Annotated in this window: 12 protein-coding genes; 8 read left to right on the forward strand and 4 right to left on the reverse strand. The window is 66.3% G+C overall.

What is annotated here, in order from left to right:
* Positions 1-57: 57 nt before the first annotated feature.
* Positions 58-411, reverse strand: coding sequence for a hypothetical protein (locus tag QCE64_RS21520; protein WP_309933219.1), 354 nt, complete (start codon positions 409-411; stop codon positions 58-60).
* A gap of 52 nt (positions 412-463) precedes the next feature.
* On the opposite strand from QCE64_RS21520, the gene QCE64_RS21525 reads away from it, so the two are divergent.
* The 5 genes from QCE64_RS21525 to QCE64_RS21545 all read left to right on the forward strand — a co-directional run bounded on the left by QCE64_RS21525 (position 464) and on the right by QCE64_RS21545 (position 6,979).
* Complete coding sequence (locus tag QCE64_RS21525) at positions 464-1,915, forward strand: PQQ-binding-like beta-propeller repeat protein (RefSeq protein ID WP_310006134.1); 1,452 nt, start codon at positions 464-466, stop codon at positions 1,913-1,915.
* 72 nt (positions 1,916-1,987) lie between these two features.
* Positions 1,988-2,572: a DUF1993 domain-containing protein gene (locus QCE64_RS21530; protein WP_309923374.1), complete on the forward strand. Its 585-nt coding sequence runs from the start codon at positions 1,988-1,990 to the stop codon at positions 2,570-2,572.
* 92 nt (positions 2,573-2,664) lie between these two features.
* Positions 2,665-3,354 (forward strand): ABC transporter ATP-binding protein, encoded by a 690-nt coding sequence (locus QCE64_RS21535; protein ID WP_309818523.1) that lies wholly within the window; start codon positions 2,665-2,667, stop codon positions 3,352-3,354.
* On the forward strand, positions 3,351-5,891 hold the full coding sequence (locus QCE64_RS21540) for an FtsX-like permease family protein (RefSeq protein ID WP_310006136.1): 2,541 nt from the start codon (positions 3,351-3,353) through the stop codon (positions 5,889-5,891). The genes QCE64_RS21535 and QCE64_RS21540 overlap by 4 nt, the downstream gene beginning before the upstream one ends.
* Positions 5,891-6,979, forward strand: coding sequence for a carotenoid 1,2-hydratase (locus QCE64_RS21545; protein WP_310006138.1), 1,089 nt, complete (start codon positions 5,891-5,893; stop codon positions 6,977-6,979). Before QCE64_RS21540 ends, QCE64_RS21545 begins: the two co-directional genes overlap by 1 nt.
* A gap of 44 nt (positions 6,980-7,023) precedes the next feature.
* Here QCE64_RS21545 and QCE64_RS21550 read toward each other — a convergent pair whose 3' ends face one another.
* Together QCE64_RS21550 and QCE64_RS21555 are read right to left on the reverse strand one after the other, a co-directional pair.
* Positions 7,024-8,754: a penicillin-binding protein 2 gene (locus tag QCE64_RS21550; protein ID WP_310006140.1), complete on the reverse strand. Its 1,731-nt coding sequence runs from the start codon at positions 8,752-8,754 to the stop codon at positions 7,024-7,026.
* 292 nt (positions 8,755-9,046) lie between these two features.
* Complete coding sequence (locus QCE64_RS21555) at positions 9,047-9,202, reverse strand: hypothetical protein (protein WP_310006143.1); 156 nt, start codon at positions 9,200-9,202, stop codon at positions 9,047-9,049.
* Between the two features lie 46 nt (positions 9,203-9,248).
* On the opposite strand from QCE64_RS21555, the gene QCE64_RS21560 reads away from it, so the two are divergent.
* Positions 9,249-10,094, forward strand: a complete 846-nt coding sequence (locus QCE64_RS21560; RefSeq protein ID WP_310006144.1) for a peptidoglycan DD-metalloendopeptidase family protein — start codon at positions 9,249-9,251, stop codon at positions 10,092-10,094.
* Between the two features lie 16 nt (positions 10,095-10,110).
* Here the strand turns inward: QCE64_RS21560 and QCE64_RS21565 are convergent, their stop codons facing one another.
* The gene (locus QCE64_RS21565; RefSeq protein ID WP_309923384.1) at positions 10,111-11,292 is read right to left on the reverse strand and encodes a GGDEF domain-containing protein; all 1,182 of its coding nucleotides are present in this window, start codon (positions 11,290-11,292) and stop codon (positions 10,111-10,113) included.
* A 157-nt stretch (positions 11,293-11,449) separates the two neighbouring features.
* Between QCE64_RS21565 and QCE64_RS21570 the strand changes: the two genes are divergently transcribed.
* Together QCE64_RS21570 and QCE64_RS21575 are read left to right on the forward strand one after the other, a co-directional pair.
* Positions 11,450-12,589 (forward strand): iron-containing alcohol dehydrogenase, encoded by a 1,140-nt coding sequence (locus QCE64_RS21570; protein WP_310006146.1) that lies wholly within the window; start codon positions 11,450-11,452, stop codon positions 12,587-12,589.
* 108 nt (positions 12,590-12,697) lie between these two features.
* Positions 12,698-12,904 (forward strand): hypothetical protein, encoded by a 207-nt coding sequence (locus tag QCE64_RS21575; protein ID WP_309818537.1) that lies wholly within the window; start codon positions 12,698-12,700, stop codon positions 12,902-12,904.
* Positions 12,905-12,941 lie beyond the last annotated feature (37 nt).

Below are 12,941 nucleotides of genomic sequence, written 5' to 3' on the forward strand. Positions count from 1 at the left end.
ATGCACAACATTTTTGAATCCCTTCGACAAACAGTAGCGGAGTCCCGATCATCTTTATTATTCTTTAGCCTTCGCAGGCAATAATCGCGAAAGCATCGAGCTTGACTTCTCAAGAACCGGAGGTTCGCAGATGAAAGGGCACTCGACGTTTGGCGTGATGGCAATCGCTTTCGCACTGTTGCTTGCCGGATGTAGCGGCGGCAGTTCAAGTTCCGATTCGGGATCTTCCACGGGCGGTGCATCGCCGGCATCGAATCCCTCTTCCGCGTCGAGCCCGACGGGTGCGTCCACTCCGTCCGGCGCCAGTTCGCCTTCGGGCGCGAGTACGCCTTCCGGCGCCAGCACGCCCTCCGGTGCCAGTTCGCCTTCCGGCGCCAGTACGCCGACAACGACGCAGCCATCAGCATCCACCCCCGCCGACGTCACTACCTATCACAACGACAACCTCCGCACTGCCCAGCAATTGAACGAAACCCGGCTGGCGCCCGCCAACGTCAACGCCAACACCTTCGGCAAGATCGGCTTCTATACGGTGGACGGCGCCGTCGACGCGCAACCGCTCTTCCTCGGCAGCGTGCCGATTGCAGGCGGCACGCACAACGTGCTCTACGTCGCCACCGAGGCGGGCAGCGTGTATGCGTTCGATGCCGACACCGGCACCGTGCTGTGGCGCGTGACGACCTTGCCGACGGGCGAAGTGCCCAGCGACGACCACGGCTGCAACCAGACCACGCCGACCATCGGCATCACGTCGACGCCGGTCATCGACCGCACGCGTGGACCGAATGGGACGATGTATGTGGTCGCGATGTCGAAGGACACGGGCGGTGCATATCATCAGCGGCTCCATGCGCTCGATATCGCCACGGGCGCCGAACTCTTCAACGGCCCCGCGGAAATCACCGCTTCCTATCCGGGCACGGGTTCGGGAAGCGTCAATGGCGTCGTGCCGTTCACGCCGGGACAGTACATCGAGCGGGCTTCGCTGTTGCTGCTCAATGGCGTGGTCTACACGGCCTGGAGTTCGCATTGCGATGCGCTGCCGTACACCGGCTGGGTCATCAGCTATAACGCGGACACGTTGAAGCAAGCCGGAGTATTGAACGTCACGCCGAACGGCGAAATGGGCGGCATCTGGATGAGCGGCGCCGGTCTTGCATCGGATGGCACGTCGGTCTATTTCCTCGACGGCAACGGCACCTTCGATCCCACCACCAACGCGCAGGACATGCCCAACAAGGGCGACTTCGGCAATGGCTTCCTCAAGGTCTCGCCGACGCCGACCCTGCACGTCGCGGATTACTTCGAGCCTTCGGATACGGTGGCGCAGTCGAACGCCGACCTCGACCTCGGCTCGGGCGGCGTGCTGCTCCTGCCGGACCTCAAGGACATCAACGGCAACGTGCGGCATCTCGCGGTGGGCGGCGGCAAGACGCGCGCGCTGTTCATCGTCAACCGTGATTCGATGGGCAACTTCGACTCCAACGGCGACCATATCTACCAGGAGCTGTTCTCGACCATCTTCGGCCCGATGTTCAGCGCGCCCGCGTTCTACAACAACACGGTGTACGTGGGTCCGGCCGGCGATCATCTGAAGGCGATCCCGGTGGTCAACGCGGTGTTCGCGACCACGGCGTCGAGCCAGAGCTCGCAGACCTGGAGCTTCCCGGGCCTCGCGCCGGTGATCTCGGCGAACGGCAATACGAACGGCATCGTGTGGGGCGTGGAGAACGGCACGGCCATCGGCATCCTGCATGCCTATGACGCGGGCAATCTCGCCACGGAGCTCTACAACAGCAATCAGTCGGGTACGCGCGATCAGTTCGGCAGCAACAAGTTCATCTCGCCGATGATCGCGAACGGCAAGGTCTATGTCGGCACCAAGACGGGCGTGGCCGTGTTCGGCCCGCGTTGATGATGGCGCGATGAACACAGGCGGGGGCTGCATCGATATAAGATCGCAGTTTTCCCACCTGTGGAGCGCTTCATGCAATTGACCCGTCTTCTGGTCCCGACCTTCGTGCAGACGCTGAAGAACTTGTCCGCATGGCTGGACAAGGCCGCCGGGCCCGACAAGGACAAGAGTGGCGAAGCGGCCGCCGGCCTCGACATGCTGATGACGCTGCGTCTCGCGCCCGACATGTTTCCGCTCGCCGCGCAGGTTCGTTTCGCGTGCTTTCAGGCCCAGGAACCGGTGTATCGCTTGCGCGGCGAAGACGTGCCGCAGGCGTTGCGGCAGGTGCGGGAGGAAGGCGTGAAGTCGAACGAAGCGCCGGGCACCTTCGCCGACGCCAAGGCGCGCATTCAGGAGGCGGTGTCGTTCCTGTCGCTGCTGACCCCGGATGCGCTCGATGACGCCGCGAACCGCCCGATCGCGCTGGATCTGCCGAACGGCGTCATCTTCGACATGACCGGCGAGGAATATGCGCGCGACTGGTCGCTCCCGCAGTTCTATTTTCATGCGGTGACTGCTTATTCGATCTTGCGCAGTCACGGCGTCGTCCTTGGCAAGCCGGATTACGTCGCGCACATGTTCCCGTATATCCGGCCCGGTACGTTGCCGCAGTCCTGACGCCTCGGCCGTTTCGATATCACGCGTACGCCGAAGATTGGGCACAATGCTTGCCTCCAAGCCTGTGCTTTGATTGAGCCCGATCCCTCCGCATGAAACCCGCCGACCCCGACGTCTCTCCCGCCCTCGAATGCCGCCGCCTGACCAAGACCTACGAAGGCGGGCGCGTGGTGCTCGATGCGCTCGACTTCGCGCTCGGCGCGGGCGAATTCGTCGCGGTGATGGGCGATTCCGGCGTGGGCAAGTCGACCTTGCTGAACCTGATCGCAGGACTGGATCACGCGGACAGCGGCGAGGTGCTGATCGACGGCTCGGTGATCTCCAGTCTCCCCGACGACGCCGCCACGCGCCTGCGCCGGCAGAAGCTGGGCTTCGTGTTCCAGGCGTTCCACGTGTTGCCGCATTTGACGCTGTTCCAGAACGTCGCGGTGCCGTTGCTGCTGAACGGCGCATCGCCCGATGCGGCGCATGCGATGCTCGCGGCGGTCGGTCTGGCGGGCCGCGACGGCGACATGCCGCGTCAGCTGTCCGGCGGCGAACTGCAACGTGTGGCGATTGCACGGGCGCTGGTGCATCGGCCGCGTTTGTTGTTGGCCGACGAACCCACCGGCAATCTCGATCCGCAGACGGCGCATGAAGTGCTCGGGCTGTTGCGTGCTGAAACGCAATCGACCGGCGCGGCGACCGTGATGGTCACGCACTCGGAAGCGGCGGCGGCCTTCGCCGACCGGGTGGTGATCCTGCGCGACGGCGCATTGCACGCTGCAACGCTGCAGCGATGAGCGGCGCCAGGATGAAGCACGGCTTCGACACGCTCGCGCGCTGGCTGCTCGCCGCGCAATGGCGCAGTCATCGTGGCCGCGCGCTGGTCGCGGTGCTGACGATCGCGCTGGGCGTCGGCCTGGGCTATGCGGTGCAACTGATCAACGGCGCGGCCTTCAACGAGTTCTCGGCCGCCGCGCGCAGTCTCTCGGGGCAGGCGGACTTGCAGGTGCGCGGCGCACAGCCTTTCATCGACGAGCAGATCTATCCGCGGCTGGCGACGCATGCGGGTGTGGCGGTCGCGAGCCCGGTGCTCGAAGTCGATGCCGCCGTGCCCGGCAAGAGCGCGCCGCTCAAGCTGCTGGGCGCGGACGTGTTTCGCGCGCGGCGCATTGCGCCTGATCTTGTCGGTGTGCCGTCGCCGCAAGCGCCGCTCGATGTGCTCGCCGGCGACGCCATCTTCCTCTCTTCCGCCGCGCAGACCTGGCTCGGCGCACGCAACGGCGCGCCCGTCGAATTGCAGAACGGCACCGCGCCCGTGATGCTGCGCATGGCGGGCGGGATCGCGCGGACGCGGCCCGGCCAGCGCATCGCCGTGATGGACATCGCCGCTGTGCAGACGCATTTCGCGCTCGAAGGCAAGCTCTCGCGCGTGGATCTGCAACTGGCGCGCGGCGTGGACCGCGAGGCATTTCGGCAGACACTGCAACGCGAACTCGGCGCGCGCTTCGTCGTGACGGAAACGAGCGATGTCGAAAGCCGCACGGACCGGCTCTCGCGCGCGTATCGCATCAACATGAACGTGCTCGCTCTCGTCGCGCTGTTCACCGGTGCATTCCTCGTCTTCTCGACCCAGGCGGCGGGTGTCGTGCGCCGTCGCGCGCAATTTGCGTTGCTGCGCGTGCTCGGCATGACGCGCGCGGCGCTCGTGCGGCAGATCATGGTCGAAGGCGCCTTGCTCGGTGTTGCGGGCGGCGTGCTCGGCATTGCGCTCGGCTTCACCGTCGCGGCGCTCGCGCTGCGCTTCTTCGGCAGCGATCTCGGCGGCGGATACTTCCCGGGCGTCGAGCCGCGCGTCGCGTTCGAACCGGTCGCGAGCGGGATTTTCCTGGCGCTCGGCATCGGCGTCGCGCTGGCGGGCACGCTCGCGCCGGCGCTCGAAGCGGCGCGCACGCGGCCCGCGCCCGCGCTCAAGGCCGGCAGCGAGGAAGCCGCGCTGACGCCGCTCGGCACGCCGTGGCCCGCGCTCGCCTGCCTCGTGCTCGGCGCGGCGCTCACGCAGGCGCCGCCGCTGTTCGAGACGCCCGTCGCCGGTTATGTGGCGGTCGCGCTGCTGCTCGTCGGCGGCATTGCGCTGATGCCGCGTCTCACCGCCAGCGCCTTCCGTCGCGCGCCGCGTTCCCGCAGCGCCGTCGCGACGCTCGCGCTCGCGCGCCTCGCGAATGCGCCAGGGCAGGCGTCCATCGCGATGGGCGGTGTGCTGTCGAGCTTCACGCTGATCGTCGCAATGGCGATCATGGTGACGAGTTTTCGCGTGTCGGTGGAAGACTGGCTCGCGCATCTGCTCTCCGCCGATCTCTACGTGCGCATGGCCTCTGGCGGCGACACCGGCGGCCTCGATCCCGCGCAGCAGGCACAACTGGCGGCGGCGGACGGCGTCGCGCATGCGGCGTTCACGCGCACGTCGAAACTGACGCTCGACGCCGCGAAGCCGCCGGTCGTGTTGATCGCACGCGAACTCGATGCCGCCGATCCCGGCGCGACGCTGCAAATGACCGGCGCCGTGTTGCCGACGTCCGCGTGGCGTGCCGACGAAACGCCGGTGTGGGCCTCGGAGGCGATGGTGGATCTGTATGGATATCGCGTCGGCGAACGTGTGACGTTACCGGTCGGCGGGAAGGACGCGCGTTTTGTCGTCGCGGGAATCTGGCGCGACTACGTGCGCCAGACGGGCGCATTGCAGATGCGCATCGGCGACTATCGCAAGCTGACGGGCGACCTGACCGCGACGGATATCGCCATCACGCTGCGCGCCGGTTCGAGCGCCGCGCAGGTGATCGGCGCGCTCAAGCGGCTGCCGTTCGGCGGCACGCTCGAGTTCTCCCAGCCCGGCGAGATTCGCGCGCGCACGCTCACCATCTTCGATCGCAGCTTCGCGGTGACCTATTTGCTCGAGGCGGTGGCGATCGTGATCGGCTTGTTTGGCGTCGGCGCAACCTTTTCGATGCAGACGCTCGCGCGGGCACGCGAGTTCGGCATGCTGCGCCACGTAGGCGTGACGCGCGCGCAAATCCTGGCGCTGCTCGCCTCCGAGGCCGGCTGGCTGACACTGCTCGGCATCGCGCTGGGTTGTCTGCTCGGCTTCGCGATCAGCCTGATTCTCGTGTTCGTCGTGAATCCGCAGTCGTTCCACTGGAGCATGTCGCTGCATGTGCCGTGGACGCCGATTGCGGTCATCGCGTGCGTGATGCTGGCGTCTTCCTGCGCGACGGCGGTGTTATCCGGTCGACGGGCGGTGTCGGTCGATGCCGTGCGCGCCGTGCGGGAGGACTGGTGATGCGCGCGTGGATCGCCGGAGGGTTGCTCGTCGTGTCGAGCGTATGCGCCGGGCAAGCGGCGTTCGCACCCGTCGTGCCGGGGCAAGGGATCGACTGGCCGCGCGACAGCGGCGCGCATCCGCCGTATCGCACCGAATGGTGGTATGCAACGGGCTGGCTCGACACGCCGGAGCATCAGCCGCTCGGCTTCCAGATCACGTTCTTCCGCTCGAATACGGGCAAGGGCGGGACGGACAGCAGGAGCGCGTTCGATCCGGCGCAACTGATCATCGCGCACGCGGCGCTGTCCGATCCGGCATACGGACGGCTCGTGCATGACCAGAACATCGCGCGGCAGGGCTTCGGTCTGGCGTATGCGCGTGAGGGCAACACCGACGTCAAGCTCGACGGCTGGCGCATGACGCGTGCGGCGGACGGCAGCTACGCGGTCGTCGCGGATGCCGCGAACTTCGCGCTCAAGCTCACCTTCACGCCGACACAGCCGCCGATGCTCCAGGGCGAGCGCGGCTATTCGCAGAAGGGGCCGTTGCCGGAGCAGGCGAGCGACTACTACAGCGAGCCGCAACTTAAGGTGACGGGCAGCGTGGTGCGGCCGTCCGCCGATGGCCGCGCGCGCGCGGCGACCGCTGTGACGGGGCGCGCGTGGCTGGATCACGAGTGGTCGAGCACGCTGTTGTCGCCGGATGCCGCGGGCTGGGACTGGCTCGGCGCGAATCTCGACGACGGCGCCGCGCTGATGGCGTTCAAGGTCCGCGCGCGCGACGGTCATGCGATCTGGGCGCATGCCGCGCTGCGCGACCGCGAGGGCCGCACGACGCAATACGGGCCCGGCGACGTGGAATTCACGCCGCTGCGGCAGTGGCGTTCTCCGCGCACCAGCACCGTGTATCCGGTCGCGATGGACGTGCGTGTCGGTGCGCTGCACTGGCGGCTGAATCCGCTGCTCGACGATCAGGAACTGGACTCGCGTGAATCGACTGGCGCGCTTTATTGGGAAGGCGCGGTGACGCTCGACGGCAACCCGCACGGGCACGGGTATCTGGAGCTGACGGGCTATGCGGGGGCGATCGGGATGGAGAAGCGGTGAGGGCGGCTCGCTCGATGTGACAGGCCGGATCGAGCCGCCGTCGCTCACACGCCCGGACTTTTGTCCGGCCGCACGTCGAGCAGATGCATGGTCTGCGTGGCGATATCGACGAACGGCGGCCCGGCCACCGCGCCGCCGAAGTGCGAGCCGCGCAGCGGCCGGTCGATCGATACCGCGATGACCACGCGCGGCGCCTTCGCCGGCACGATGCCGACGAACGACGCGCGATACTGATGCCGGTCATATCCCTTCGACGTCCACTTGTACGCGGTGCCGGTCTTGCCGGCGACCGTGTAGCCCGGCACGGCCGCCTGCGGCGCGGTGCCGTCCTTGCTGACGACGCTCTCCATCATCGTGCGCACTTCGCGCGCGACGCGCGCCGTGAACACGCGCCGGCCTTCCGGCGGTTGCTGGTTCGCGTCGCGAAGGTGGATCGACGCGCGCACGAGACGGCCATCGTTGGCAAAACTCGTATAGGCCTGCGCCAGTTGCAGCAGCGACGCCGACAGCCCGTAGCCATAGGACATCGTCGCCTGCTCGATGCGCCGCCAGTTGCGATACGGCCGCACGCGGCCCGACGAAACGCCCGGCAAACCCGCACGCGGCGCGTGCCCGAGTCCGAGCGCGCGGAAGTTGCGGTACATGTCACGCGCCGGAATCAGCAGCGCGATCTTGGTCGTGCCGACGTTGCTTGACTTCTGGATGACGCCCGCTGTCGTCAACGTGCCGAAGTTCTTGTCGTCGTGGATCGTGCGGCCGTCCAGGCGCAGGCGGCCGCCGTCGGTCGGCACGACGGTGTCGGGCGTGATGCGGTGCTGTTGCAACGCGAGCGCGATGGTGAGCGGTTTCATCACCGAGCCCGGTTCGAAGATGTCGGCGACCGCGCGATTGCGGACCGCCATGACGGTGCGGCGCGTGCGCTGGTTCGGGTCGTAACTCGGCCAGTTTGCCATCGCGAGGATTTCGCCGGTATGCGCGTCCAGCACGATCGCCGAACCCGAGCGCGCGTTGCTGCGCTCGACCGCGCTTTTCAGCGCCTTGAAAGCGGCATACTGGATCGGCCGGTCAATCGACAGTGTCAGGTCCCGGCCGTTCTGCGGCGGCGTGGTGTCGAGGGTATCGATGACCTGACCGCGCGCATTGCGCAGCACGCGGCGATGGCCGTCCGCGCCGCGCAAAGTCGTTTCGGCGAAGCGCTCCAGACCTTCCTGGCCGGTGCCTTCCGTGCCCGTGAAGCCGGTGATCTGCGCGGCAATTTCGCCTTCCGGGTAGTAACGCCGGTAATCCTCCTGCATCGACAGACCGGGAACGTCGAGACGCATCGCCCGGCCGGCGACATCGACGGGGACTTCGTGCTTCAGGTACGCGAAGCCGCGACGGGCCGCGTAGATCTTCTCGATGTCGGCCGGGGCGACGTCGAGCAGACGGGACAGCGCATCGATCTGCTGTTGCGACACATGCTCCTCCAGGTTCGATGCGTCGACGAACAGCGTGCGGGTCGGCAGGCTCACGGCGAGCGGGCGGCCGTTGCGGTCCAGGATGCATCCACGGGAGGCGTGCATCGGCCAGTCGCGCACTTGCCGCATGTCGCCCTGACGACGATAGAAAGCGTCATCCACGCCCTGCACCCAGAACGCCCGCACCGTCAGCGCCACAAACAAGGCGGCGAATGCACCGCTCAACGCCCGCGAGCGCCAGCGCGGCGGCGGTGTCAGGTTCGTGGTCTGGATGTCATGCCGCGCAATCCCGAGGTATTTCCGTACTTGTGGTTTCATGCCGCGATTATGCGGGATCGCGCTTTCGGGTGTCGAATTGAAAAGTCTGCATCCGGCGTCATCCGCCGGCAATTTCATGCAAACTTCGTGCAAAAGGTTTATTAAGGGGCAGCTTAAGTTTGGTTTAAGAAAGCTCTTTTAGTCTCGGCCGACCTGAACGTGCCGCGCAACGTGGCCGAACTCATCGCCTTTCATTTCATGCCCGCTTGCCGTTTCGCTGCGCTTTCCCCGACGATCCGCCTGTTTTCGCGGCAGATCGAATAACGCGCGCAAGCGTTCACGCCGCCCGCGGTCAAGACCGCGCCTTTTCGTTCCGGGTGATGCCCTTGCATCGCCCGTCCCCTTTTCCGCCGATGCCCTTCTCTCCCGCAACCGCCTTGCCCGGCAAGGCAGGACGAGTCTTTTTCATCTGCGCCGTCGGTTCGATCTGTTCCGTCGTGATCTGCAATTCACTCGAACACGCGCGTTCATCTTCATCAACGGTTCTCGACGATATGCCGCCCGTGTCAGTGCGGCAAAGCGCCGCTCCGGCGCCTGCCGCGCCACCGGCACCGGTCCGCACGACCGAAAGCGCCACAGTCAACCAGACCTTCTCGCAGGCCGCGCAGAGTCTGGGCATCGATGCGGCAACCATCGCGACACTCACGGACGCCTTCGCGGGCAAGGTCGACATGCGTCGCGATATCCGCAAGGGTGACACGCTGAGCGTCATTTACGACCGCAAGCCGGGCAATGAACAGGCGCAGCAAACGCCGCTGGCCGTTCGGCTGACCACTGGGTCGTCGTCGCACGATGTGTTCCTCTATCGCGATCCCGAAGGCGAGGCGCGCTACTACTCGAAAGACGGCAACAGCACGACACCGGGCTTCTCGCGTTATCCGATCGCCTTCACGCGCGTATCGTCGGACTTCTCGCGGCGCCGGCTCGATCCGGTCACGCATCGCTGGCAGAGTCACGATGGCGTGGACCTCGCTGCGCCCATCGGTACGCCGGTGCATGCGTCGGCGCAGGGCACGGTGACTTTCGTCGGCAGGCAGACGGGCTATGGCAAGGTCATCATGCTCGACAACCCCGCGCCGTATTCGACCGTATACGCGCACCTGTCGCGTTTCGCGAAGGGCATCCGCAATGGCGGGACGGTGAAGCGCGGGCAGGTGATCGGCTATGTCGGCGAGACGGGCTGGGCAACGGGCCCGCATCTGCACTATGAAGTCCGCATCAATGACATCGCGATGAATCCGCTCACCGTGGACCTGCCGAGCGATGATCGTCTGCGCGGCAAGGAGCGTCGGCGTTTCGCGAAGGAAGCAGAAAACCTGAGCGCGGAACTGAGCGGCTGATTCCCGGACGTCCCGCTCAGGCGACCAGTCCGACCGAGCGCGTCGCCGGCTTCGGCTCGCGCCGGCTGGCCGCGACCCAGCGGTTCTTGCCGGCGCGCTTGGCTTCGTAGAGGGCGTTGTCGGCGTCGCGGAGAACGCCGTCGAGTTCATCGTGATGATGGTCGAACATCGCAATGCCGATGCTCACGCCGATGCGCAAGGCCAGATCGCCGTCCGTGTGGAACGGTTTCGACAGCTCGCGAACGACTGTGTCCGCGAGCGTGAGCAAATCGTCGCGCGGCGGCGTGACGATCACGAACTCGTCGCCGCCGAGTCGCGCCACCAGCGCGCCTTCCCCCGAGAGATGCCGCAGACGGCGCGCCACCAGCGCGAGCAGCGTGTCGCCGACCTCATGGCCGTGTGCGTCGTTGACGGCCTTGAAGCCGTCGAGATCGAGATAGAGCAGGGCGGTCGGCGCACCGTTGCGCGCCCGGCCCGACTCGCGCGAACGCGCCGCCTGGAACAGGCCCGCGCGGTTCAGCAGACCGGTCAGCTCGTCGTGACGCGCGCGGCGGTCGTTTTCCTGCTCGGCTTTCATCGTCGAAACGAGCATGCCGTTCAGGCGCCACGCGGCCGCGCTCATCGCGAACAGGTAGAAGGGAATCTGCAGCAGCGTGAGCCAGAGCGTCGGCTCGCCGGCCAGCACGGCGCCAAGACAGCACGGTCCCAAGGACAGGAAGATCATCACCGCCACCAGACGCGGCGCGGCGAAATTGCGGAAGCAAATGCCGCCGACCATCGCGGCAGCCGAGAGGAACGAGAGCGTCGCGGCCACCCAGTCGCCGGACAACACCGAGACCAACGCGCCGTAGCCGACCGTCGCGCCCCACAGCGGCGCGAGCAGGACATAGGTGTCGGTCAGCGTGGACTTGCCTTCGCGTGCGCGTCGGCGCGCGATCACCAGCACGACCAGCCGGATCAGGCAGACGGCAATTTCGAGTGCGAGCCAGATGTGGAAAGCGGTGGTCGGATGGCGGCGGTCGAGCACCCAGGCCACCGCGACCGTGTTGAGCACGCCGCCCGCGAAAATCGGCAAGGTGCCGAACAGGCTGCCGACGAGCGCGACACGGATCGCGCGGGGAATGTCGGCTCCCGCGTGCAGCAACCACGTGGCCGCACGTCCGCGCGGCAATGTGAATACCTCGGTCTGATGGTCCATGTTGGATTCCGGCGTGGTCCGGCGAGGGCGGGACACTCGCGGAAAATCGGACCACATCGCAGATATCGGACGTCGAAGTCCCAAACTTTAGTGAGGAACACCCGCGCGCGCGGACTTTTATACTGACGGCTCCGAACGACAACTTCCCTCACTCCACATGGCCCTCATCAACTACATCACGCAGATCCAGTTCGATTTCGGCGCGGTGCGCCTGCTTGCCGGCGAGTGCGAGCGCATCGGCATGCGCCGGCCGCTGATCGTGACCGATCGCGGCATTCGTGCCGCCGGCCTGGTCGATACGGTGCTCGCCGCGCTCGGCGCTTCACAGCCCGCGCCGGTGTTCGACGCCACGCCGCCGAATCCGAACGAGGCCGCGGTGCGCGCCGCCGTCGCGATGTACAAGGAGCAGGCGTGTGATGGCGTGATCGCGGTGGGCGGCGGTTCGTCGATCGATCTGGCCAAGGGCGTGGCCGTCTGCGCGACGCACTCAGGCCCGTTGCAGAGCTTCGCGGTGATCGAAGGCGGGCTGGCGCGCATCACGGCGAAGACGGCGCCCGTCATCGCTATCCCGACGACGGCAGGCACCGGCAGTGAAGTCGGCCGGGGCGCGATCCTGATTCTCGACGACGGCCGCAAGGTCGGCGTGATTTCGCCTTATGTGGTGCCGCGCGTCGCGATCTGCGATCCCGAACTGACGCTCGGCCTCCCGCCGATGATGACCGCCGCGACCGGCATGGACGCCATCGCGCATTGCCTCGAAACCTTCATGGCGCCGGCCTTCAATCCACCCGCCGACGGCATCGCGCTCGATGGACTCTGGCGCGCGTGGCGTCACATTGAACGGGCGACGCGTGACGGCTCGGACCGCGTGGCGCGCGGGAACATGATGAGCGCGTCGATGCAGGGCGCGCTGGCGTTCCAGAAGGGTCTGGGCTGCGTACACAGCCTGAGTCACTCGCTGGGCGGCATCAATCCGAAGCTGCACCATGGCACGCTCAACGCCATCTTTCTGCCGGCCGTGATTGCGTTCAACCGCAGCGCGCCGACGATGCAGGATGAAGGCAAGCTGGAGCGCCTCGCGCAGGCCATGGGCCTGACTTCCGGCGATCAAGTCGGCGATGCCGTGCGCGAGATGACCGCGACGCTCGGCCTGCCGCGCGGTCTGGCGGAACTCGGCGTCACGCGCGATCTTTATCCGCGAATCATTGCCGGTGCGTTGAAGGATCACAGCCACAAGACGAATCCGCGTGAAGCATCGGAAGCTGACTATACGGCGATCCTCGACGCTTCGATGTAGGGACAGGGCGCGAGCCCTTGCATGACGGCGCTGGTGCGGCATTGCAACAAACACTTAAGGGAAAACCCTTAACTCTGTTACAATGCCGCAAAGTTTGAGGAACAGATCATGCGCCGCCATCACCAAGTCATCGAAAAAGTCGCCTTTACCTTGCTCACGCTGTCCGCTGTCGTCGATGCAAGCTACATCACCTGGGAAAAGCATCCCAACTTCCGCGAAAACGTCACCGAAATCGTCAAGCTGAGCGCCGATCTCTCGCTGGCAAATCCGGGTGTCGGCGAACCCACGCCGCTCGTGCCGCTGGCGTTCAACTAAGCTGCTTCCCACCGGCGCGACTTTTCTCGTCGCGCCC

The organism is Caballeronia sp. LZ043, assembly GCF_031451075.1.
GTDB lineage: Bacteria > Pseudomonadota > Gammaproteobacteria > Burkholderiales > Burkholderiaceae > Caballeronia.

Excerpts from the sequence above, each read along its gene's own strand:
- QCE64_RS21540 (WP_310006136.1), top strand. The coding sequence starts at position 3,351 with ATGAGCGGCGCCAGGATGAAGCACGGCTTCGACACGCTCGCGCGCTGG.
- QCE64_RS21550 (WP_310006140.1), bottom strand. The coding sequence starts at position 8,754 with ATGAAACCACAAGTACGGAAATACCTCGGGATTGCGCGGCATGACATC.
- QCE64_RS21565 (WP_309923384.1), bottom strand. The coding sequence starts at position 11,292 with ATGGACCATCAGACCGAGGTATTCACATTGCCGCGCGGACGTGCGGCC.
- QCE64_RS21535 (WP_309818523.1), top strand. The coding sequence starts at position 2,665 with ATGAAACCCGCCGACCCCGACGTCTCTCCCGCCCTCGAATGCCGCCGC.
- QCE64_RS21560 (WP_310006144.1), top strand. The coding sequence starts at position 9,249 with ATGCCGCCCGTGTCAGTGCGGCAAAGCGCCGCTCCGGCGCCTGCCGCG.
- QCE64_RS21575 (WP_309818537.1), top strand. The coding sequence starts at position 12,698 with ATGCGCCGCCATCACCAAGTCATCGAAAAAGTCGCCTTTACCTTGCTC.
- QCE64_RS21570 (WP_310006146.1), top strand. The coding sequence starts at position 11,450 with ATGGCCCTCATCAACTACATCACGCAGATCCAGTTCGATTTCGGCGCG.
- QCE64_RS21545 (WP_310006138.1), top strand. The coding sequence starts at position 5,891 with ATGCGCGCGTGGATCGCCGGAGGGTTGCTCGTCGTGTCGAGCGTATGC.
- QCE64_RS21530 (WP_309923374.1), top strand. The coding sequence starts at position 1,988 with ATGCAATTGACCCGTCTTCTGGTCCCGACCTTCGTGCAGACGCTGAAG.